We start from the raw sequence: 24,253 nt of genomic DNA on the forward strand, positions 1-24,253 counted from the left end.
CTGTTTCGGTATCTCTTGATCCGAATCAGAGTCATTCTGTTCTATATTGATTTATTTAGATTTCAACTGTTTCAGAATCGCTTTCAACATTTTGATACGCGCCGTAGGCTTATCATCGGTCGCGATAATGGTCCAAGGTGCACAATCTGTACTGGTATGTTCAAACATATCGGCAGCGGCATTTAAATATTCATCCCATTTTGCCCGATTACGCCAGTCATCTTCGGTAATTTTAAAGCGCTTATGCGGTGTTTTCTCGCGTGCCTCAAATCGTTTTTCCTGTTCTTCTTTACTAATCGATAACCAGATTTTAACGATTACGGTTTGACTATCCGTTAAATCTTTTTCAAAGCGATTAATTTCATCGTAAGCTCGCTGCCATTCAATATCTGATGCAAAAGCCTCTACTCGCTCAACCAAAACTCGTCCATACCAGCTTCGATCAAAAATACGGATATCACTACAGTTTTGGAGTTTGGTCCAAAACCGCCATAAATACGGATGTCTGAGTTCATATTTTTCTGGGGCACTGATGGTAAAAATATCATATTCACGCGGGTCAAGACGTTTCACGATACGTTTAATCGAACCGCCCTTGCCAGCAGCATCCATCCCCTCAAATACAACAATGACATTGCGCTGGTCATAACGCAGTGCATCTGCTACACGTCTGGTCAGTTTTTTGAGTTTCTTTTTATATTTTGCCTTTTCCAACACTTCAGATGAAGGTTGCAATAACGCTTGAGGAACTACTGACTGTGTCCATGCAGCATCTGCTTGCTGCACGTGATCAGGTACATCTTTTAATGCTTTTAAAATACATTCAGCAAACTCACGGTCACGCAGAGCTTCATCTTCGCCATCAATGAATACCCAATCTGGAGTAAAACGCTGACGCAATTTTTGCAAGGTTTCGTATTGTTTTTTACTACGCCAATCCAAACCATGCAGTTTATGCCACTGGCGTTCCGATGCATCGATATGATCAAGCCGTTTCTGTAAAGATTTCCAAGATAAATCAAACCATACCTTTACAACATCTACATGATTATTTTTTAAGTCCTGTTCAAAAGCACGCATGCTGTTGACGTAGGCATCAAATAGGGTTTCATCTAATGGTTTGGAAACATGCATTGCTGTGGTCAACAAATCGCTATACCAGTTTCCAAATAGCACCACAATTTGTCCTTCTGCAGGAATAAAACTACTGTAAGGCTGCCAAAAGGTTTGGTTTGTCGTGAGTAATTGCGGCGGATCCGCTTTAACTCTCAAATAACGTGGGTCAACCCATTCTCTCAACTGTTTAACTGATTCACCCTTACCAGCCAGCTCAATACCACTCACCAGAACCAACACACTTTTGGCATTTTTCTTTCCTGCACTATTTTTAAGCTGGTATTGTGCTTCGATCAAATCCAGGGATAAATGATCATGACTATGCTGCTTTTCTTCTGCTGATAAATGAGGCTGATGCATTCTATGCTCTACTTATTTTATGTCTAAGCTTGTTTTCATCTTAGTCCAGTTTAAGTGTCAATAAAACCAAATAAACTGCCTAAAAAATTTAAATACATGCTGGTTTGAGATGGCTCACACCTATGACTTAGGTTGTTACTATCTGATCTGAATCCCGCTTAAGCCCTATCGGTATAATAGGAATCATCGACTTGTTTTGATGACAAATTTGATCAATATATAAAGATATATTAATTCTTGCTGCTAAATAGTCGACAATACTTCGGGTTTTGCTTGTCTTCAGATTGTATCTATCCTTTTGCAAGCTAAATGATATTTATATTTCATTGTTTTAAATGATGTTTATTTTTTTGAGAACTAAACTGGCTAGGTCCGTAAGATGATATGTAATTAAATCAATATTTTAATCTTTTTAGTTTTAATTTTAGGACATTACTGCTATACCCGCGATCCAAATACAACTTTGTTTACACACCTTCAAACCAACTGCTCAACCATTTTAACGTTAGAGATATGGTTATTAGCCGATACAGCTAGTCGTTTTACAACAATAAAGAACCAATCCATCAAGATTTCGACTCAAGATGGAATTTTGATCAACAATTTATGACATTAGCTACACCCATTTTTGCAGACAGCTAAAATTGTCGAGTCAATCCATACATATGTGTTATTTTGGCTTTTCATCAAAGTGATATGTAAAGCATGGCATACCAATTGATGCATATAAACGAGATAAATCATGCACTGGTAACAAGCTAGTCCTTTAAATCCATTATTCTTATCTTTGTGTCAACGATGCCCAAAAAAGATTTAAAATGATTAAAGTGAAAACATTTATATCCAATAGAAATAAAGATGATTTCTGAAATATCCTGTTGATTATTTAAAATTCTTAAAAAGAATTGAATAGTAAAAAATAATAAATCAATTCATTGCCTATCTAATTGTAAATCAATGTAATCGTGGCCTGTGCCTGAACCAGCGTTGCTGGTACAGCAGCGACATTCGAATAATAACGTGCTTTAAATGCTTTAGAAACCGCACCACCTGAACCAATGGTGCCAAAACTAAAAAAGCTACTTGAACTATCAATACTTTTCGGCGCAATAGGTAAAGCAGTTCCCGCACTGTCAGTGATTTGAACTGAAACATTGGTAGAATAGGTATTTTTTAATAGTCCATTGGTATTACTTGCAGATGCATTATTATTATCCGTTAACAAGGCAACCAACGTTTTATTGGCGTCACTACTACCACAACCAGTGACACTCACGTTAAATGTCGTATCGCCGACTGTTTGGCCTATTGTCGTAAAGGTACTATTCGGCACAGTGGGCAAAGTAACATTAATCGCCGCACCATTATTAATTACGCAGGTAGATTTTGTAATTTGAAAAGTAGCACTATTTAGCACGATTGCAGTAGTTGCAGTAGTTGAAGCAGAGCCTTTTGCAGAAAAGTTACCCAACTTTAAACTTGAAATAGTATAAGTCCCTGCTGTATTGCCCAAACCCGTTACCAACAAACGGACATTTTGCAAGCGAATGCCTCGTGTATCACTGGCACCTGTATAGATCGTATAGGTGGTGCTGGCACTGTCTACCAAGTATTCTGTGGCACTATCCTGATTATCCTTGACGCTAAAAGCGAGATAGACCTTAAGATTTGCCGCAGCAGCAGTTGGAGTAATTTTAGCTGAAGGAATCTGATAATAGGTATAACCATCTTTACTAATTGTACTGCTAGTTGTTAGATCGGTTACACCACTCATGGTAAAAGTACTTGGACCACTTCCAATACATGAATCAATGGGCTGAGGGGATGAAGCAGCTATGGTTTGAGCTACAAGCTGTAGATAAGCATTATCACTGTGTGCATTAGTTAAATTTGCAGTAAAATTAACAGGGTTTGTTCTAGTAGTACAGACTGCATGACTTTGGGAGACAAGTGCCAATAGACACATCAAGACTAGCGCTATTTTCTTATACATTTAATGGCACTCCACATTAATAATATCTAATTGACTGTTTTTCTTCTTCACCACTGAACTAAATTCTGTTAGCGGAATATTACAGCTTTGTTTAACCTGATCTCCCCACACGACTTTTAAAGGCTCTTTCAAATCACGAATATCATGGGTAAGTAAGGATTGATTCGACTGACCCATCAAACCAATTAGCTCACCACTTGATGTTTCAATACGACTTCCCATAGGAAACTGTTGTGTGTTTTTACTATCAATACGCATTAAAATATTGCTTTGTTGATTCGCTTTGAAAGTCGCAAGGGTTGAACTGTACATACGCGGAATCACCCGAGTTTGGTTACCATCTAACGTAATTTCAGGCGGTAATTGATCTGGATTAATCGAGAGCGTATTAATCGAATAGGCGGAAGCATTTGGATAAATTGCATTACCCCACCGATCAAGTTTTATACCCCATGCATTTTCAACACTAGCACCAGCACCATGATCGACATGAACAATAGTATAAGTATCTGCTGCCGTGTTGGTGGTTGTAATACCATAGCGATGCGCTACAATTGCACCCTGTGCTGAAAGTGAATATTGGGTATCTTGATTACTATGATAAACCGTTGCACCTAAATTCACCTGAGGCAGTAAATAATTTACATTGGCATTGTATGAATTATTGGTGCTACCATCATAACGATTGGAAGTTGCACCTAAACCAAAGTTAATATTGTTATTAGAACCCGCCGTACCAGACAAATAAGCGCCAAAGTTATCGCTACTAATCCCTTGTTGTTCACTATGCTGATAAGTTGAGTTAAGGTTAATGTTAGACTTACGAAGATCTAAAGGTAAAGAAACACTGAAATAAATACTGCGATCCTTATCAAAAGTATTCTCTCTATAATTAGTTTGAGAGAATCCAATCGAATAAGACATGCGTTTCCATGAATTTCCATAACTCAAGTTATATTGATATCGATTATTATCGCTATTCCAATAGTCACTTACTAAAAACCCTAAACTTAATGCGCCCATCTTCGGATTATCGAAGCTTTTACTTAAACTAAAATTGACCTGATTTCTTAAATCAGCCGTCAAAGATAAACTATTTAACTCATCTGTATTTAAATAATCATAATTTTTATAAGAAAGTAAATTTAATACTGATAGATAATGTTGTGTTTGAGTCTGTGCATTAGCATAAAAATTTATTTTGTATGCAGGTAAATAATAAGAATAATCCAGCGCAATTTTTTGACCACTGTAGTCCTGATCTCGCAATGTCGCCTGACTAACATTTGCTTTTATACTTATTCCGCCTAAAACAGTATTTAAGCCTGCTCCCAGCATCCCACCCTGATAATCCTGAGTGAGATTCATACCACTTAATAATGTTAAATAATTATTTAAACCATAATTATAACTTGCTTGTAATACACTATCATCGGTCAGTTTTTCAATCGTTTTATAATTTCCAAGCGCTATACTGAAAGTTTTCTGTCCTGGCTTAAGCAAATTCATATTATTTTGCACAGGAATGATATAGGTTTTCTTCTCCCCACCATTCTCTGTAATTTCTAGTGTCATTACACCTGAAGCAAACGAAGTTAAATCAGTAATACGAAATGGACCTGCAGGAACTGTTCTCTCATAGATCTTTTGACCATTTTGAAAAACACGAACCAAGGCATTGGTATTGGCCACATTTTCAATGACTGGTGCATAGCTACGCATTGACCAAGGCAACATAGACAAATCTGAAGCAAGTTGTATCCCTACAATTGGCAAACTTTCAGTTTGTAGACTAGATGTATTAAATTGTCCCGCACTTATACGCGCATTTATCGCGGTAATATCACGATAAAGTACATTTTGATATGAACGATATTTCCCTAAACCTGAATCCTTCGAGTCAAAATTTCCTGCATGACGGAAATACCAGCCTTTTAAGTTTAATCCTGCAGTTAATGCTAAATATTTACTGTCTTCCTGATCATTTTGGTTAAAGTTTGCATTATAACCAATGAACGCTGAGTTAATGCCCGAATCAAATAATGCAGGATCAATGTAACCCGCTGGTCGATCTACAACAAATTTCTGGGGAATATAAATCGCAATTTTTTGAGTCGAGAGATCAAAATCATAATATGCATCAGGATTAATATCTTTAATAGTCAAGCAGTCTTTTTTAGCAAGTGATGCCAAATAGTGTGGCTGCAAATCCAGACGTTTTAATATATCTGCATCAATACATAAAACTGCGGTTGAGTTTGCATCCAAATGCTTAAATAATACTTTTAATTCACCAATCGAACGCTCATTAACTGCCGTATCTACGATATAAGTACCTTCGGCAACATAATTCGCATTACGAAATATGGACAGATCAACACTCTGACTCTGTCCTCCAAACAATGAAGCGGAACTAAATGTTAAAACATTTTTATTTTCTTGAGCTAATATTTTTTCCGGATTTCGACCAGAAATATCTGATTCGGAAGCAGCATAAGACTTGCTTACAAGAAGAATAAGCAGTAAAAAACTACTCGAATATCTGATTTTCATACCGTTAAATACTCAATGAGTGTTTCTTTATTTCATCTCAAAAGTCTGGTTGCCGCCTAAATCATTAATAATTGTATAGTTCATTTGATCAGGCTTAAACTTCAACTGAAACTTATTCAATATTTGTTGTGAAAAGGGCGCTAGCATGACTACATCTGCGTTATAGCTTGCTGTTTGACTTTGATTTTTAAAATCTACTTTGGTCACTGTGACAAAATAAGGCGTCGGATTATTTAAAGTGACAGCTTGAGTGCCGTTATTGTAGCTATAACCAACACTAGCAAATGCCTTATCGGAGGACATTTTTAAGCCTGTTGGACGATAAAACAGTTTAATACGGCTACGTACATTAAAAGTGAGTATATTTTTATCTTTATTTGCCGAATCTTCAGGTGGAATATCCAACATATTAAACCAGTACAAGGACTCGCGATCCTGCGGTAAAGCAGGAGAACCTGTAGGTATGATACGAATGATTTGTCCTTTTTTAGCCTCAACACGCGATAAAGGTGGCGTGAGTACAAAAGGAATTTGATCAGCTGCAGGAATACTGCTCATATCACCCTGATCAATCCAGGTTTGTACCAACGCCGGTGTAGCAAATCCATTACGTAATTGCACACTAACACTTTTAGCATTGGAAGGAAAAATAATGCGAGTACCATCTATGCTGACACCAGCATTTGTATACTGACTAAGTAACAATATCGAAATAATAAAACTGAACTTACGCATATTTTTCCTCGTACTCAAAAAGATTAATTATAGTTTAAAATATAATTAACAACAGAATTTACTTGTTGAGCAGCTGGCGTTGCTGTGGTTGAGTAATATTGTGCTTGCATATTCCAAATACCACTTGTGGTCGTTGTCGCATTACTATTTGTTAATTGATTAGTTAGTGCAAAATCAATTGGTGCAGTTGCTGAAGCCAATTTAAGTTGGGTATTTACTGTTGAGCCAGAAACCGTATTAACCAATCGAGTTGTATCGCCAGCTACGTACTGAGCTGAATTTGTAGGCCCACCCAAAGTAATCCCTTTAAGACCCGCAATAGTCACTGCATCACATGCAGCCGAGCCAGCAGCATTTGTTAAAGATAAAGTAAAATTAGTCGGCTGAACTGCGCTATTTGCTGTAAATGCTGAATTCAGTACCGTCGGAAGTGTCACGACCACGTTTTGTGTGTCAGCGCCAGCTGTACCACTACCAGTTAAAGTACAAGTACTTGTAATCACTCGACCATTAATCGTAATCGTACCATCGGCAGCGAAAGCAGAAGTCATTGCACCAGCAGCACATAGCGTTGTTGCAAGTAAAGCTAAATTAAGTTTTTTCATCACTAAAACCTTATCAATTTAATTTTTACAGAGAAAATTTGTGTAATGACTGAAAAGTTATGCTTTGTGATTTAACTTTACTTTCCAACAAATGTGATTTGTTTACAAAAAAACAAAACTTTTTTTCATTACCTTTACATAATACATTAATTTATGTGAAATAAAACACACTTTTTAAAAAAAATGTATTAGATCTCAAATTAAGAATTCATTAAGGTTTTAAGGTTAATGGGACTCTATTAAGGGCGTTTTAACAGCATTTGAGTATGATCGAGCTATGGATTGATTCATCAATGAAGTGAAAAACAAATAAAATATCTAATTGATTATTCTTAATAAAAAAGTTAGGACATGGAATTTTCTTGATTTAGCAAATCTTATTCACATAGAAAAGGATCGAATGATCGCTGGCGTATGGATCAGTGTCTGTATGACTTTTCCAATTATAGTTACAGCACAAGAAGAATTTAATATTTGCACAGTCGTTGACTGTATCTAGAATCATTGACACTTTAGTTATTCAAACAACTTGAACACGCTAAATGCAGACAAATGTTATAGCAGTCACTACAAATTCTATTATTAAAGAATTACAAAAAATTTGGCGTCGTACTGGGGCACAAGTATCCCAAGAATATTCAGCACAGTAGCACCTCTAATTATTTGCTAGAATTTAAAAATTTTAATGAATAGCTACCATTCACCTAGAGAATTATCGTCAACTTTTTGGACTGCTACCAATTTCCTAGATAAATTTCGTCTATTCTTAGACTAGTATCCCAGTCCTCTTATAAAGAGAAGATTTTTTATCATGGAATAAATTTTAGATAGTGGTTAGTTTTTCAAGAGCTATCTAATTGCACAAGCCTTTACAGATAGAAAAAATCATAGTTGGACTAATTTTTTTAGCTTATATATAGAATAGTCATAGCTCTGCTTCATAAAGGGCAGTATGCTTTTAAAAATTTGCTTACCTATCATGCCTATCTATGTCTAAGCTTGCTCCATTTGATGACCTATTAAAACAATATTATGCGTTACAATATCATCAGGATCCTTTGATTCTTGATCGGCTTAATGATGCTCAAATCTGGTTAAAAGAACGAATAAAGCGAACGCACACCACTCTTTTTAGCCAGCCACAGTATCATCTGATGACACAGTATTTTTTAAATCGGCTTTATGGTGGTCCTGATTTTGATCTGCTGGCCAGTCAAATTGAACGTTTACTTAAATATGCACATAAAGCAGAAAAACTTCTTCCTGAAAATGCAATAAAAACAGGAACAAAATCAGTCAGTTTGGCTGTTCTTGCCATGCAATTAGATGAACAAATTGCACTTCAACTTCTTAAAGACTATCCATTAGATCAACCGATTACAGATGAAATGATGCGTCTTACATTACTCAAACTCGATCAAAAGCAGCAACGTTTGCAGCAACTTGCCTTACTGGATGATCTGGGTGAAGCCTTAGATAAATATATGCGTTCATTTATGATGTACGCTGCATTTAAAATGTGCAAAGGCACGGCGCATAAGTATCATTTTGATTTGATGTATGAGTTTATTCAGGATGGTTTTAATGCGATGAAACCGATGAAATCGGCAGAAAAATTTATTAAATCGTTTACAGCTGTCGAAAGACAAATTATAGACCAAGTACATTCAGGTCATCCCGATCCATTCCATTCATTTTTTTAAAACATAATCTACATAGAACTGAACGCTTGCGCTGTCTGGTTTTATGTATAGTATTAATAACAATTGCATCGTGACGGCTGTAAAACCATACCAAACTCTGTCATGATGCACAGCCATAATTACTTGATAATGTGTGTTTACATTCAGGAGCGACAACATGTCTAACGAAAATCAAAAGCCACAAACTCCTACTGAGCAGGCCCAGCGTTCAGACACTCAAAGTCCTTTCCTGAATCAACCACTTCCTCAAGGTACCCCACAAGGTCAGCAGCAATCCTTACAACAAGACCTAACCAATTCTTCTACTCGTGCTGTTCCAAAATATAACTTGCCGCGTGGTGCTGGAAAAACAGGCAATGTCGGAGAAACAACGCACTTTGGCTACCAAACTGTCAATGCCGATGACAAAGCACAAAAAGTTGCAGAAGTTTTTCATTCGGTTGCCAGTAAATACGACATCATGAATGACTTAATGTCTTTTGGTATCCATCGCCTATGGAAGCGTTTTGCAATCAATATGTCAGGTGTACGTCGTGGTCAGCATGTGCTGGATATTGCGGGTGGTACGGGTGATCTGGCGAAAGTTTTTAGTCGCGAAGTTGGCCCACAAGGTCATGTGGTGTTATCCGATATCAATGAATCCATGCTGAATGTAGGTCGTGACCGTCTCATTGACGCGGGATGTACCAATGTGGATTTTGTGCTGGCAAATGCTGAAACTTTAGAACCTTTTGCAGATAATAGCTTTGATCTGGTGACCATTAGTTTTGGTTTGCGTAATGTAACCGATAAAGATGCAGCACTTGAAGCCATGTATCGCGTATTAAAGCCAGGTGGTCGCTTATTAGTGCTCGAGTTTTCTAAGCCAGTTTTCGAGCCATTTTCAAAACTTTATGACTTTTACTCGTTCACAGCTTTACCTCTTATGGGTAAACTTGTGGCAAATGATTCTGAAAGTTATAAATACCTAGCCGAATCGATTCGTATGCATCCAGATCAACGTACACTCAAGGGCATGATGGAGCAGGCAGGATTCCAGAATTGTGATTATCATAATTTAACAGGCGGTATCGTTGCCGTTCATCGTGGCTTCAAACTTTAAAAGGTTCAAACCATGTGGTCGATTCTTGCGCTTGGTGCAGTCGAACGCTGTATCCACCATATCATTGATCTGGATGCCATCACACGCATTCAGACCAATCAGTTACAAGGCAAACTACTGAGAGTTGTAACTGACAGTCCTCAGCTTTCTGTTGATGTATTTTTTGATGAAAATAGAGTTCGTCTTGAACCGACTGTGACTGGACAAAGTCAAACTCCTTCTATTTTTGAACAACGACCATTTGATCCTCAGTATAAAATGACAGATGCAACTGCAACCTTGCATGTGAAAAATATCGTTGAGTTAGTTAAACTTTTGTTCAACGATCCAGATCAAATTGGCAATATTCCAGTCGAGGGTGACTATCATCTATTGCAGGATATTCAGAAAATCATGCAGCAGTCTGAACCCGATCTGGCGGCGCACTTAAGCCCCTGGATTGGACCTGCCCTAGCGCATGAGTTAGGTAAAATTCGGCTTGCGCCACAGCAACTCAAACGATCCATGCAAAGCCATCTGTTTTTTGTGGAAGATGCTTTAAAAGAAGATAGTGGTCTGTTTGCACCTCGCTGGCAAATGGACGATCTACAGCATGCCACTCGCCAGCTCAATCAAGAGCTTGATCGTGTTGAAGCCAGACTGCAACAGCTCAACCTGCAATTACAATCAGACAACTAGGTGATATTTTATTATGGTTCCGCACGTTTCACGGTTACTCGAACTCTGGCGTATTGCTGCACATTATCGGCTCGACACCCTGTTTCCTGCGGAAGAATTGCCTGCCAAAGCCCGCCATGCGATTAATCTAATCAAGCTACATCCCGCAGCATGGTCCAGTCGTGAACGAAAAAACCCGCTTAAACTCAAAGAAGCACTTGAGGATATGGGGCCGTTGGCAATTAAATTAGGACAATTGCTTTCCACCCGACGCGATCTTATTCCGCCAGAAATCTTGTCTCAACTGGTTTTACTTCAAGATCAAGTGAAACCTTTTGATCCCCAAATTGCAAAACAGCGGATTCAAGATTCTTTAAAAGCAGAGGTCAATACTCTCTTTGCTCGCTTTGATGAGCAACCACTTGCAGCCGCATCGATTGCTCAGGTTCATACCGCAGCACTATTCGATGGCCGAGAAGTGATTGTTAAAGTCACGCGTCCCAATATACGCACACAAATTCTGCAAGATTTTGAAATTATTTCATGGCTAGGTCAATCACTAGAAAGTCGACTTGAAGCAGCTCGTGCGCTGCACCTGAGTGAAATTATTCAAGACTATCGTCAGATTATTCTCAATGAGCTTGATCTTACGTTAGAGGCAGATAATACGCGGCGCATGCGACATTACTTTACTGGCTCCAGTATGATGTATGTGCCTGAAGTGTATATGGACAGTAAAGATGTCATGGTCGCCGAACGAATCACTGGCGTGCCTATTTCGGATACAGCCACATTTGATCGTTTGGGAATGAATCGCGCGGATCTAGCAGAAAAAGGATTAACTATCTTTTTCACTCAGGTTTTCCGAGATAACTTTTTCCATGCCGATATGCACCCTGGCAATGTGTTTGTTGAGACCATTAATCCCGCCAACCCACGCTTTATTGCACTGGATTGTGCAATTATGGGGGAACTCTCCAAGCACGACCAGATGACCGTTGCTCGCATGCTATTGGCGGTCATGAACAACAACTTTATGCAGTTAATCCAGATTGTACATCAAGCTGGATGGATTCCACCTGGCACAGATCAAGATGCTTTAGCCCGTGAAATGCGTCGTACTGTTGGACCGATGGTTTCCAAACCAATGGATCAACTGGATTTTGCTGGAATTTTACTGCAAGTGATGGATATTGCACGCCGCTTTCATCTGGAAATTCCACCACAATTGATGTTATTGCTGAAAACACTGGTACATGTTGAAGGACTCGGAACAGATCTTTATCCTCAACTGGATATCTGGAAACTGGCCAAACCCATTTTGACCGAATGGGTCAAATCTAATATGAACCCAGTCAAGAATATCAAGGAAATTGGACAACAAATTCCTGATTTATTGTTAGGTGCACAGGATTTACCTACCTTACTGATTGACAGTTTAAATGGTTTAAAAAATCAGTCTGCCTGGCAGGATCGTCAAGTTCGGGAATTACAGCAATTACGTTTGCAAATGGAACATCAGCAAAAGCGTAGCTGGATTTTTGGCAGTATCATTGCCATCCTATTGAGTATTGCCATCATTGCACCATGGTATATTTCGATTGTCTTGATTACGCTCACTATCTTGCTATCGATCTGGCGAATCGTTAAATAATGGATCATGAGGTGAAGCGCTGATTCAAACTTCACCTCAAATATTAAATACCCCTACAATGAAAAAAATAAATAAGATTGCCATTATCGGTGCTGGTACAGCAGGTTTAGCAACTGCCATTTTATTTGCACGGCAAGAAATTCAGGTGACACTCTTTGAAAAAGCCGAACAACTACAACCCGTTGGTGCAGGATTATTATTACAACCTGCAGGACTCGCAGTTTTTGAACATTTAGGCATCTTGGAAAACACTTTAATACTCGGTGCGATGGTCACAGGCCTTGAAGGACGTCTGGCCAATCAACGCTTACTGGTCAATAGTCACTACCGTGAAGTACATGACAAGTATTATGGCATCGGAATTCATCGGGCAACACTATGCCATGTCTTGAAATCAAAGCTGGAAGCGTATGACGCTTATGTCTCATGGAAAATGGGACACGAGGTGAATCGATTAAGTGAGCACAACCATGGCATTACAGTCTATGGTCAATATCAAATGCAGGATTTTGAAGAAAATTTTGATGCTGTTATCATTGCCAATGGTGCTCGTAGCCATTTAAGACCTCAAGCCTGGGTCAAAGTTGATCGGCCTTATCCCTGGGGTGCGGTATGGAATATTGTGCCCGAATGTCAAATTTTAGATACCCAGATTCTGCATCAATTTTATGATCGTTCACAAATCATGATGGGTATTTTGCCTACAGGTGCAATTCCCGAAAAACCGCATCAACGACTTTCCAGTATATTCTGGAGTTTACCTACTCGTCAGCTTGATCAATTTTTAAACCATCCAAATAAGCTTAATGATTTAATTCATCAAATTTCATCTCGCTGGACACCTGTCTCCCACTGGTTAGAGCAAATCACACAAAATCAATCCAGCTCATCTTGGTTATCGGCACAGTATCGTGATGTGGTGATGTCAAAATTTGGGCAAGGACGTCTTGGTGTTATTGGAGATGCCGCACATGCCATGAGCCCTCAATTAGGGCAAGGTGCGAATATGGCATTACTTGATGCATGGGCATTGGGGCAGGCATTACAACAATTTCCAGACCATCGTATCGAATGGAACAAATTTTGGCAGCACTATCATCAACTTCGCTACAGCTCTACTCAGTTTTATCAGTCCTTGAGTCGCCTACTGACCCCACTTTATCAATCAGATTCTGCCTGGACTGGCCCATTTCGCGATTTTAGCTTTTACTGGATGTATCAGATTCCCTATCTGCGTAAACAAATGGCCATCACAATTTCGGGATTAAAAACCAATCCCCTGCATCATCTCGATTATTCAGATGTTGCTCAATATAAGTCAAAAATCTGATTATTTATATCAAGCTTGAGATCAAGATATCGCTGAAGTCGATGAACTTCACTACAAAAAAGATGACTTTTTTTTCGCAAATCTGGTGAGATGCCGTACACTATATAGCTGTCTTTCTAGGCAGTCCGATCAACCTTTTTATATTTCCTTTAATTTTGGTGATGTCTCATGAACAACGTGCAATGGCTCGATGAAGTAAAATTTAACGAACAAGGATTAATCCCGGCCATCGCTCAGCATCATCAAACTGGACGTATATTAATGGTCGCGTGGATGAATCGTGAATCGCTGGCACTTACAGCCGAAAAGAAAGAGGCTGTATATTATTCACGTTCACGCCAAAAATTATGGCATAAAGGTGAAGAATCAGGCCACTTTCAGACCGTTTATGAAATTCGTCTGGATTGCGATGGCGATGTGATTATTTTACAGATTGAACAACATGGCGGCATCGCCTGCCATACTGGCCGTGAATCTTGTTTTTATCGTAAGCTTACTCCGCAAGGTTGGGAGATTGTCGATGCGCAGTTAAAAGACCCTACTGCGATTTATGGTCAATCGGCTAAGGTTGAAGCGCATGATCATGGTCATTCAAACGAACAGGTGGATGTATTATCATATCTCGGTCAATTAATGCAGCAACGTAAGCAAGCAACAGCCGACAGCTCATATATCGCCAGCCTTTATCAAAAAGGACTCAATAAGATTCTTGAAAAAGTTGGCGAGGAAAATATTGAAACGATTATTGCAGCCAAAGATTATGCTGCCGAACCGACTCAAGAACATTTAAATGATTTAATCTATGAAACTGCCGATATGTGGTTTCATAGTATTGTCATGCTCGGCTATTTCGATCTTACGCCACAAGCCGTTTTGGATGAGCTTGCTCGCCGTCAGGGTTTATCAGGTCTTGTTGAAAAAGCCAATCGCAATCAAGGATAAAAATTACCTGTGTCGAGTATAGAAAAACCGAAGGCAACCTATGAACAAGCAACCGCAATTGATAATGCACGTCTAGGTGAATCCTTTAAGGTCATTGCCTATGCTGGTACAGGTAAAACAACAACCTTGCAAATGATTAGTGATGCCATGCCCGAGCGGCGTGGCATGTATCTAGCATTTAATAAAGCCATTGCCAGTGAAGCACAACAAAAATTCCATCGTCATGTCGATTGTCGTACCTTTCACTCTCTGGCTTTTCGTAGTGTACCGCGTGGGGTCACCGACAAATTGCGGTTACCGCGTCTGAGTCCAAGCTTTATGGCAAAAGATTATCGACTGGAGCCGATTACCTTGCGTCGTTTGATGGGTGGACGTTATGAAAAATATGTGCTGATGCCAAGCCGTTTAGCTAGTCTGGTCGCCAACACCGTCAGTTATTTCTGCTCAACCAATTCTCAATATCCTGCGCCACGTCATATTCAGGCACCAAGCTGGTTACATCCAGACGATCTTACCCAGTTACAGCAACATTTATATCCCGCTATTGAGCGACGCTGGCTTGAGTCTATTGATCCCCAGCATCAGGCAGGTATCGGACATGATATTTATCTCAAGCTGTGGGCTTTATCTGAACCGAACATTCCAGCCGATTATGTCTTATTTGATGAGGCACAGGATGCTGATCCACTCATGCTGGGTATTTTACTTAAGCAAAGAAATACCCAAGTAATTTATGTGGGTGATGCGCATCAGCAAATTTATGCATGGCGTGGTGCCGTTAATGCAATGCAGCAGCTTCCATTGCCCGAGTCCAGACTTACCACCTCTTTTCGTTTTGGTGAAAGCATTGCCAATGTTGCCAATTACCTGCTCAATGGTCTAGATGAAACTATTCCCCTGCTTGGCAATCCAGATCTGAATTCCAAAGTCGTCAATAAGCCACATACCAAACAACGTGATGCGATTTTATGCCGTACCAATGCGCGAGCGATGGAATTATTGCTGGCAGGTTTAGTACATGGCGACAAAGTCAGCTTGCAAGCAGATCACAATAAACTGAACCGTTTTGTTGATGCGGCCAGTCTACTCAAGCAAGGTAAACGCGTAACCGATGTGCCAGAGCTGGCCTGGTTTAACTCTTGGCATGATGTGCATGAATACTGTGAAACCAATGATGGGAGTGATATCAAGCCACTGGTTAAACTGGTCGATGATCACGGAACAGCCCCTTTAAAACACGCGTTATCCAAAATCACGCCAATTGAGCAGGCCGATTATGTCATTTCTACAGCGCATAAAGCAAAAGGTCTGGAATGGAATCGTGTCCATCTGGAAGATGATTACCAATTTAAAATTAATCAACTTGAACATAAAATCAGTGATGAAGAGCTCCGTTTACTGTACGTTGCCTGTACACGTGCTAAAGTAAGTCTCAATATTCATCATATTTATGACCTCGTACAACAGCTTAAGCTTCGAGCACCTCAGAGTTTGCGTACGTCCGTCGTTTAAAGTGAGACGCTTATGAAGTTAAAGTCGATTCATTTAAAACATACTGGCCCTTTTCAGGATTTGCATGTTGAGTTTGACTATGCGCATAAGCCCATTACGCTAATTTTAGGCGAACAGGCTGTGGGCAAAACCACTCTGCTCAAGCATATTTTTCAGGCATTAAGCTGGTTTCCTGCTCGCTTTAAAGATAGTCGTACCGCAGGCATTGTGACGCTGGATCAGGATATTTCCTTTCAAAAAACCCAGTCTAAAACTGCGATTTCAGTTCACTTTCCTGCTGAATTAGGTGTTTTATCAGACGCCAGTGACATCTCAAATCAGGATCAGAGCAGTTGTTCATGGCGGCTCTATAAAACTCTGACTGCTAGTGGTACTGGATTTAGCCAAGTTGAAACCCAACAACTCGAACAAATGGTTGAACTATATCAACACGCGATCAAACAAGATCCGTTGCAAAGCTTGCCTGTCATTGCTTATTATCCAGCTGACCGCTTTATCAATGAAATCAACTTACTCAGCAAAAATATTCCGGCAGTCTTCCAGCCAAGTGCAGCTTATGATATTTCAATACTGCCATTTACCACCTTTGCACGCTTCTTTGAATGGTTAAGAGAAGTCAGTGATATTGAAAATGCGCAGGCAGCCCAGCTTTTACAACAGCTTACTCAGCAAAATGCCATAGACAATGAGCAAGATGTGCAACAACTGTTGTTTCATGCCCAGGCACAACTTAAAACACCGCACTTGCAAGCACTCAAAAATAGTTTGCAGCATATTTTCCCTGATTTGACTGATTTTTATCTTGAATATCATCCAAAATTGCAGCTTATGGTCTGTTATCAAGATCAAATCATCCAATATCAACAACTGTCTAATTCACTTAAAATCTGGATTGCCTTAATTGGTGATTTGGTTAGACGCTTATGTTTGCTCAATCCTTTAAGTTTATATCCATGTCTGGAAGGTGAAGGCATTATCCTGATTGATCAGATTGATACTCAACTCGATCAAATGCTATCGCGTGAAATTCTAATTCGTTTAAACCAGGCTTTCCCTCAAGTCCAGATCATTGCCACAGGTAATCGGGATGAATTACTTGAGCATACCACATCCTATCAGTGCTATAAACTTTCACATCAGGGGATTGTTCCTATTGAGTTAGGGCAACCAACTAAACTCTATGATGAAATTTATAGTCACTTGTTTGATGAAACATCAGCAGATACTGGATTAATCACCAGCCTAAGTTCATTTACGACAGAAAATTTTGATCAGCTGCTTAGTCAAATTGAATATTTAACAGAAGATCAAAAAGCCGCCATTATTCGCCTGATCAAGCCTGACTCTGCAACCGAACAAGATGCTTCAGATCATGCATAATAATTCGCCGTTATAATTTACAAATCTAATCATTTAATATATTATGATTGAAATTACCTATTATTGAGTAACACTTGAAATTACAGGCTATAGAGCCTTAAGTAGTTGATAATGTTATTTTCATGTAATGATTTTAGGACAGTTAAATCTCTATCCTGTATACTGACTTTGTTCTTAAAATTTTATTTGTCAAGTTGCGCAATACAGCTTGTATTTTTTCTCTTTGTTCTATTTTGGTTTTTAAGTGATCAACCTTTGGAAGGCTCTTTGTCATCCTGAATCGCTTAAAAGATAAGATTCACGTTTAGGCTTCGCCTAACTCATGACATGGATACCAGTGTGTTACCGATCATTATCTTATTACCGTTAATACTAGGCACTACCCTTGTCTCATTACTCCAGCGATTTTCACGTGGAGTAACTGCTCTAGGCGCAATCGGGGTAAGCTTAACCAGTTTTGGCTTATTGCTGGCACATGCTCAGGATGTGTTTCATGGCGCAACGCTTCAGCAAACTTGGAACTGGCTTCCTCAACTCGGCATTAATCTCAGTTTTCGTCTCGATGCTTTAGGCTTACTGTTTAGCCTACTCATTACGGGAATTGGAACTTTAATTTATATTTATGCCTATTACTATCTCAGTCCCAAGAATTCATTGGCAAAGCTTTATTTGCTATTAATGATATTTATGGCGGCCATGCTCGGTATTTCACTTTCCAATAATCTGATCTTATTGTTGGTATTTTGGGAACTGACCAGTATTTCATCTTTCTTACTGGTGGGTTACTGGGGCAATTACGATGCAGCTCAACGCGGATCTCGTATGGCACTCACCATTACAGGCATGGGCGGTCTGGCCATGCTGGGTGGTTTTATTCTGATTGGACAGATCACAGGTACGTATCAAATCGATGAGCTGCTTGCAATGAAGCAGATGATTCAATCGCATAGTCTGTTCGTTCCTGCACTCTTACTGATCTTAGCCGGCGCATTCACCAAAAGTGCCCAATTCCCCTTCCATTTTTGGTTACCTAATGCCATGGCTGCACCAACACCAGTGTCAGCTTATCTACACTCGGCGACCATGGTTAAAGCTGGAATTTTCTTGTTGGCGCGTTTAGCTCCAATTTTTGTTGGTGCTGCGCTGTATCATAACATTGTCACCTTTGTCGGGTTATTTACCCTATGTATGGCCGCCTTCTTTGCCATTTTTAAAGAAGATCTGAAAGGCTTACTTGCTTATTCGACCATTAGCCATCTGGGTTTAATTGTTTGCTTACTCGGGATCGGTTCACCATTAGCCGTTGCAGCCGCTATTTTTCATATTATCAATCATGCGACCTTTAAAGCCGCATTGTTCATGATTGCAGGAATTATCGACCATGAATCGGGCACGCGTGATTTACGTAAACTGAGTGGTCTCTGGCAACTTCTTCCATTTACAGGCACATTAACACTCATCACTGCGGCTTCCATGGCGGGTGTCCCTCTCACCAACGGTTTTATCTCTAAAGAAATGTTCTTTACCGAATTGGTGAACAGCCTCAATGGCGGTGCGCTTATTTTCTCTGTAATTGTGGCTACGCTGGCAGGGATCTTCGCAGTAAGTTATTCCATTCGCTTAGTTCATGGTGTGTTTTTTGACGGCCCCGTGGGGGACAAAGTTCCAAACAAAGAGGCTCACGAACCTGCTTTTGGTATGCGTGCACCTGCATTATTACTGGCTGTTTTATGTATTTTAGTCGGAATTTTGCCAGCACTACTGGTTGAAACGATTGTCAATCAAACAACACGTGCAAGCCTGATGGCACCCAACTTTGAAGGTGTCCATTTAGCCATCTGGCATGGTATTAACCTTCCACTGTTCATGAGTATCATTGCACTGGTCGGTGGTGCACTGTTCTATTTTACACTGGCAAAAAATCAGCGCATTCGACATATCGATCTCGATCCTTATTTTGGAATCTTTCAAGGTCGAGAATTATTTGATCGTTTTCTTCAGTACCTACTACTGGGTAGTCGCAAAATTAAGCAACGTACCGAAACTGGTTCTTTGCAGCTCTATCTATTTTTGATCGTTATCTTTAGCATCGCAATTGTTGCAACACCATTATTAAATCAAGGATTGACAACAGGTACACGTGAATTGCTGCATGCACCCTGGGTGGCCATTGTGTTATGGCTCGTCCTGTTTTGTGCATGCTGGATGATGATCTGGTTTCATCACGAACGTATCAAGGCCGTTTTGATCAGTGGTGCAATCGGACTGGTTGTGACCATGGTTTTTGTCGGATTATCAGCGCCTGATCTGGCCTTGACCCAGATTACGGTTGATGTTGTGACCACTGTACTGCTGCTCATGAGCCTGTCTTTGCTCCCACAGCTCACGCCTTATGAGTCAAAACGTACACGTCGCTGGCGGGATGCCATTATCGCAATTGTTGGCGGTGTTGGGATTGGATGGATTGCTTGGCTAATTTTAACCCGCGATCATAACTCGATTTCCTGGTTTTTCTTGCAACAATCCCTACCGCTGGGTGGTGGCTCAAATGTAGTCAATGTGATTCTGGTCGACTTCCGTGGTTTCGATACGTTCGGTGAAATCACTGTGTTGGGAATTGCAGCGATTGGCGCCTTGTGTCTGATGGACGGTATGCGTATTCACGGAACCAGTGTTACCCAAGGACTCACCTACCGCTTTAATCCCTCGCCACTCATGCTCAGAACCACGGCTTCATGGGTACTCCCGATCGCCTTAGTGGTCAGCTTATATATTTTCCTGCGTGGTCATAATTATCCAGGTGGCGGATTTATCGCAGGTCTGATTACATCCATGGCACTCATTATTCAATATATTGCACAGGGCCAGGATCGTACAGAACGTCTTCTTCAGGCCAAATCTGGTCGTTTATATGAAATCTGGATTGGTGCTGGACTCATCGTTGCAGGTCTTACAGGCGTAGCCTCTTGGTTCTGGATGAGACCATTTCTGACCAGCGCCCATATTCACGTTCATCCACCGTTACTTGGAGAAATGCATCTTGCTTCTGCCGCGGCATTCGATGTGGGTGTTTATGCCACAGTGGTCGGTGCGACCATGTTATTGATTTCGGTGCTGGGCGATTCTCGCCACTCAACCATGTCGGGTCCTGTATTACGAGAAGGAGATTCATCATGATCAGTCTTGAATTTTTGCTGGCTTCTGCAATCGGGCTACTCGTTGCAACAGGTATTTATCTGATTTTACGTGCACGTACATTCCCTGTGGTATTGGGTCTGGCCATGATTGGTTATGCAGTCAACCTGTTTCTTTTTGCGATGGGACGTCTTCAGGTGAACTCTCCTGCAATTCTCACCGAATCTGCCAACGTCACAGATCCGCTGCCTCAAGCACTGGTGCTTACTGCAATCGTGATTGGTTTTGCAACCACTGCATTTATTGTGCAGCTTGCAATCCGTAGTCGCTATGAATCAGGAACTGATCATGTCGATTCTAAAGAAGATCCTGCATTAAACTATGACCCGCGTGAGGATAAGCCTTAATGTCTGATTTCATCACTTTTTGGCATATGCATGCGCCGATCTTGAGTATTTTAATTCCAGCATTTACCGCATTTAGTCTAGTTTTATTGGGCAATCCAGGCTCAGGGGCACTTGAACATGATCCACGCCAACCCTGGCGTCGGGGAATTAGTTTCATCTCGATATTATTGGGCCTTGCAACCGCTATCAGCTATTTCATGATGGCCAGCACAGGTCAGATCACGGTATATCAGTTAGGTGAATGGTCTGCACCATTTGGGATTGTACTGGTTCTTGATCGATTATCTGCCTTTATGGTGCTACTTACCTATGTACTCGCTACACCAGTACTCTGGTTTGCAAGTAAAGAATGGGATGCACGTGGTCGCTATTTCCATGTGATGTACCATTTTTTACTGATGGGTGTATGTGGCGCATTTCTAACAGGCGATTTATTTAACCTGTTTGTATTTTTTGAGGTGCTACTACTTGCGTCTTATGTCTTACTGCTACACACCCAAGGTAAAGCCAGATTTCAGCTCGGAATTCATTACGTCACCATCAATTTGCTTGCATCGGCACTATTCCTGATTGGGCTAGGCATGATTTATGGCAATGTAGGCAGCTTAAATATGGCCGATGTTGCGCGTTTGGTGCCTATTCTTGAACCAGAACAACATAAGCTTGCGATTGCAGGGGGGTTATTACTATTTGTTGTTTTTGGCATCAAAGCTGCCATGCTTCCTGTCGGGTTCTGGCTACCCAAGACCTATGCTGTCGCGACTACGCCAGTTGCTGCACTGTTTACCATTATGACTAAAGTGGGGATTTACGCGATTTTGCGAGTCAATGGAACGGTCTTTGATGACGATTTCTCTCAAGCGATGTTGCAAAAATGGTTACTTCCAATCGGTCTTGTTACCTCACTTTATGGCGTGATTGGTGCCATTGGTGCAGACCGCTTACGTCGTTTCATTGGCTTCATGATTCTGTCATCCGTCGGAACCATTTTGATTGCAATTGCCATGTCAAATACCCAAGCATGGGCAGCCGCACTTTACTATCTAGTACATAGCACCCTGATTGCAGCCGCATTTTATTTATTTTCAGGCTGGATCACCTCACAACGTGGCGAATTTAAAGATCATTTAAAAATTGCGCCTCAAATGAAACAAGAAAAAATTACCTCAATCACCTTTTTGGTCATTGCGCTGATGCTGGCAGGCTTACCCCCTTTTAGTGGTTTCTGGGGTAAAGTATTTATCTTGCAATCGTCTGCACAATCGGCTTATCAAGGCTGGATTATTGCGATCATTCTAATCGTTAGCCTGCTGAGTATTATTGCCCTGACACGTGTTGGTTTTGTATTATTTTGGCGGGCTAGCCGTCCTGAAGATAATCCGAAAGAACCCGCTTATGCAGTTTATCAAGCTTTACCTGATCGCGCACCCGCACGTAATAATCAAACCATTTATGTACTGCTTGCTGGTCTAATTTTGTATGTCGTTTTTGCCGCACCTATTCAGCAATATACGCTTGCAACTGCCGAACAAATTCGTGATCGTAGCTTATATATCAATCAAGTCCTAAAGAAAGATCGTGAAGGCAATGTGATTAGTGTAGCAAGTTATGATCCGACTTATTTGCCCGAAACCAAATATGGCGGTGAAGCATTGGATAGTAATGCTCACTATATTCCCTACATCATTTCGGAAAACTCACTAAAGGGTGAACATATTTCCCCTTATAAACAGCGTCAAATCCAGCAACAACTGAATAATGAAAGCGTTGCTCCAACTGATGCACAGCTCAAACCCATGGAGCCCTAGTCATGAGTAAGCATTCCTTTATTGAGCGCTGGTTTCCACATCCTTTTGTTTCGGTGATTATTGCTCTAAGCTGGCTTATGCTGGCACATAGCCTTGAATTTGCAAATCTTTTACTTGCAATTCTCTTGGGAGTTTTTATTCCACGCTTGGTTCGCCCTTTTATTACCAGAACACCCCACATCCACTGGAACCCCGCGATCAAACTGATCTTTATCGTACTCTGGGATATTGTGGTTTCCAATATTCGGGTGGCCAAACTTGTTTTAGGGCCAACTGAGCACTTACATCCTAAATGGTATCGAGTACCGCTTGAAACGCAACATGAACAGGTCAATAGTATTCTGGCAATGATCATTACCACCACACCTGGAACCGTCTCGGCAGGTATTGATCAGGAACGTGGTGATATTTTGGTACATTCACTGAGTACCGAGAATACCGAACTCGATATTCAAGAGATTAAAAACCGTTATGAAGCACCATTAATTGCCATCTTTGATGTTGATGTAAATCAAGGAGATCCTAAATGACCATTCTTCCATACGCATTAGGCATCTGCTTGATTGCCATTACGATTTCGATGTTTATGTGTCTGATCCGCTTAGTCCTTGGTCCCTCAGTCATTGATCGGCTACTGGCACTAGATACACTCTTTTTAAATGCAACCTGTTTAGTGATCGTACTTGGAATTTACTGGGCCACCACCAATCTGTTTGAAGGTGCCTTGCTGATTGCCATGCTTGGTTTTGTATCTACCGCAGCACTGGCCCGTTATTTTACAACGGGTCATGTAATTGACTAGGAGGCTATTATGCAATTGATTATGGAAATTTTGGTATCCATCTTTCTGATTTTAGGTGCATTTTTTACTCTAGTCGGTGGTATTGGCCTGATCCGTCTGCCTGATTTATTTATGCGTTTGCATGCGCCTACCAAGTCGAGCACACTGGGACTGGGTAGCTTTTTAATTGCTTCAATTATTTATTCTGCTTTTCATGGCCGTTTTGGTTTTGCAGAGTTGTTGATTACTTTGCTGGCCTTTATTACAGCACCGGTTTCGGCCAATCTGATGGCACAAGCAGCACTGCATTTACGCTTAAGATCATTAAGTGGTGAAGTTCCTGAAAGCCTAAACCGTCCACTTCCTTGGGATCGTTATTCATTTCTAAACCGCCGTCGTAGTCTGAATCAAAGCCATCAACGTTCAGATCCACCAACAGATCAATAAATGACTACATATAAAAAGCCACCCGCAGGTGGC

The 24,253-nt window shown here is 40.5% G+C and carries 19 protein-coding genes; 14 read left to right on the forward strand and 5 right to left on the reverse strand.

Features of this window, described 5'->3' with window-relative positions; all coding sequences use genetic code 11:
* Positions 1–51 precede the first annotated feature (51 nt).
* The 5 genes from pap to acuA form a co-directional block, all read right to left on the reverse strand.
* A complete protein-coding gene (gene pap, locus F952_RS01195; RefSeq protein ID WP_004920409.1) occupies positions 52–1,476 on the reverse strand; it encodes a polyphosphate:AMP phosphotransferase in 1,425 nt (474 codons plus the stop codon).
* 943 nt (positions 1,477–2,419) lie between these two features.
* Positions 2,420–3,469 (reverse strand): thin pilus adhesin subunit AcuG, encoded by a 1,050-nt coding sequence (acuG, locus tag F952_RS01200; RefSeq protein WP_004920412.1) that lies wholly within the window; start codon positions 3,467–3,469, stop codon positions 2,420–2,422.
* Positions 3,470–6,022, reverse strand: a complete 2,553-nt coding sequence (acuC, locus tag F952_RS01205; protein ID WP_004920414.1) for a thin pilus assembly outer membrane usher AcuC — start codon at positions 6,020–6,022, stop codon at positions 3,470–3,472. It lies immediately after the preceding gene.
* Positions 6,023–6,049: 27 nt separating this feature from the next.
* Complete coding sequence (gene acuD / locus F952_RS01210; RefSeq protein ID WP_004920417.1) at positions 6,050–6,757, reverse strand: thin pilus assembly periplasmic chaperone AcuD; 708 nt, start codon at positions 6,755–6,757, stop codon at positions 6,050–6,052.
* A 23-nt stretch (positions 6,758–6,780) separates the two neighbouring features.
* Complete coding sequence (gene acuA / locus F952_RS01215; protein ID WP_004920420.1) at positions 6,781–7,362, reverse strand: thin pilus major pilin AcuA; 582 nt, start codon at positions 7,360–7,362, stop codon at positions 6,781–6,783.
* 989 nt (positions 7,363–8,351) lie between these two features.
* Between acuA and F952_RS01220 the strand changes: the two genes are divergently transcribed.
* The 14 genes from F952_RS01220 to F952_RS01285 all read left to right on the forward strand — a co-directional run bounded on the left by F952_RS01220 (position 8,352) and on the right by F952_RS01285 (position 24,220).
* Positions 8,352–9,065, forward strand: a complete 714-nt coding sequence (locus F952_RS01220; protein WP_004920421.1) for a DUF8198 family protein — start codon at positions 8,352–8,354, stop codon at positions 9,063–9,065.
* A 157-nt stretch (positions 9,066–9,222) separates the two neighbouring features.
* Positions 9,223–10,167: a bifunctional demethylmenaquinone methyltransferase/2-methoxy-6-polyprenyl-1,4-benzoquinol methylase UbiE gene (gene ubiE / locus F952_RS01225; RefSeq protein ID WP_004920423.1), complete on the forward strand. Its 945-nt coding sequence runs from the start codon at positions 9,223–9,225 to the stop codon at positions 10,165–10,167.
* Positions 10,168–10,179: 12 nt separating this feature from the next.
* Positions 10,180–10,845 carry a ubiquinone biosynthesis accessory factor UbiJ gene (locus tag F952_RS01230; RefSeq protein WP_004920425.1) on the forward strand — a complete coding sequence of 222 codons (666 nt, stop codon included), beginning with the start codon at positions 10,180–10,182 and terminating at the stop codon, positions 10,843–10,845.
* A 13-nt stretch (positions 10,846–10,858) separates the two neighbouring features.
* The gene (locus F952_RS01235; RefSeq protein WP_004920426.1) at positions 10,859–12,478 is read left to right on the forward strand and encodes an ABC1 kinase family protein; all 1,620 of its coding nucleotides are present in this window, start codon (positions 10,859–10,861) and stop codon (positions 12,476–12,478) included.
* Between the two features lie 58 nt (positions 12,479–12,536).
* Complete coding sequence (locus F952_RS01240; RefSeq protein ID WP_004920429.1) at positions 12,537–13,808, forward strand: FAD-dependent oxidoreductase; 1,272 nt, start codon at positions 12,537–12,539, stop codon at positions 13,806–13,808.
* Between the two features lie 168 nt (positions 13,809–13,976).
* Positions 13,977–14,750 (forward strand): bifunctional phosphoribosyl-AMP cyclohydrolase/phosphoribosyl-ATP diphosphatase HisIE, encoded by a 774-nt coding sequence (gene hisIE, locus F952_RS01245; RefSeq protein ID WP_004920433.1) that lies wholly within the window; start codon positions 13,977–13,979, stop codon positions 14,748–14,750.
* Between the two features lie 9 nt (positions 14,751–14,759).
* Positions 14,760–16,262, forward strand: a complete 1,503-nt coding sequence (locus F952_RS01250; protein ID WP_004920436.1) for a UvrD-helicase domain-containing protein — start codon at positions 14,760–14,762, stop codon at positions 16,260–16,262.
* Between the two features lie 12 nt (positions 16,263–16,274).
* Positions 16,275–17,642, forward strand: a complete 1,368-nt coding sequence (locus F952_RS01255; protein WP_004920437.1) for an ATP-binding protein — start codon at positions 16,275–16,277, stop codon at positions 17,640–17,642.
* Positions 17,643–17,969: 327 nt separating this feature from the next.
* Positions 17,970–20,819: a monovalent cation/H+ antiporter subunit A gene (locus tag F952_RS01260; protein ID WP_004920441.1), complete on the forward strand. Its 2,850-nt coding sequence runs from the start codon at positions 17,970–17,972 to the stop codon at positions 20,817–20,819.
* A complete protein-coding gene (locus F952_RS01265) occupies positions 20,816–21,184 on the forward strand; it encodes a Na+/H+ antiporter subunit C (RefSeq protein ID WP_004920442.1) in 369 nt (122 codons plus the stop codon). Before F952_RS01260 ends, F952_RS01265 begins: the two co-directional genes overlap by 4 nt.
* Entirely contained in the window at positions 21,184–22,992 is a 1,809-nt protein-coding gene (locus F952_RS01270) for a monovalent cation/H+ antiporter subunit D (protein WP_004920446.1), read from the forward strand. The genes F952_RS01265 and F952_RS01270 overlap by 1 nt, the downstream gene beginning before the upstream one ends.
* A 2-nt stretch (positions 22,993–22,994) precedes the next feature.
* Positions 22,995–23,522 (forward strand): Na+/H+ antiporter subunit E, encoded by a 528-nt coding sequence (locus tag F952_RS01275; protein ID WP_004920448.1) that lies wholly within the window; start codon positions 22,995–22,997, stop codon positions 23,520–23,522.
* A complete protein-coding gene (locus tag F952_RS01280; protein ID WP_004920452.1) occupies positions 23,519–23,794 on the forward strand; it encodes a monovalent cation/H+ antiporter subunit F in 276 nt (91 codons plus the stop codon). The genes F952_RS01275 and F952_RS01280 overlap by 4 nt, the downstream gene beginning before the upstream one ends.
* A gap of 9 nt (positions 23,795–23,803) precedes the next feature.
* On the forward strand, positions 23,804–24,220 hold the full coding sequence (locus F952_RS01285) for a Na+/H+ antiporter subunit G (protein ID WP_004920455.1): 417 nt from the start codon (positions 23,804–23,806) through the stop codon (positions 24,218–24,220).
* The last annotated feature ends 33 nt before the right edge of the window (positions 24,221–24,253 follow it).

Origin of the sequence: Acinetobacter baylyi DSM 14961 = CIP 107474 (assembly GCF_000368685.1) — a bacterium.
In the GTDB taxonomy this organism is placed as follows: domain Bacteria; phylum Pseudomonadota; class Gammaproteobacteria; order Pseudomonadales; family Moraxellaceae; genus Acinetobacter; species Acinetobacter baylyi.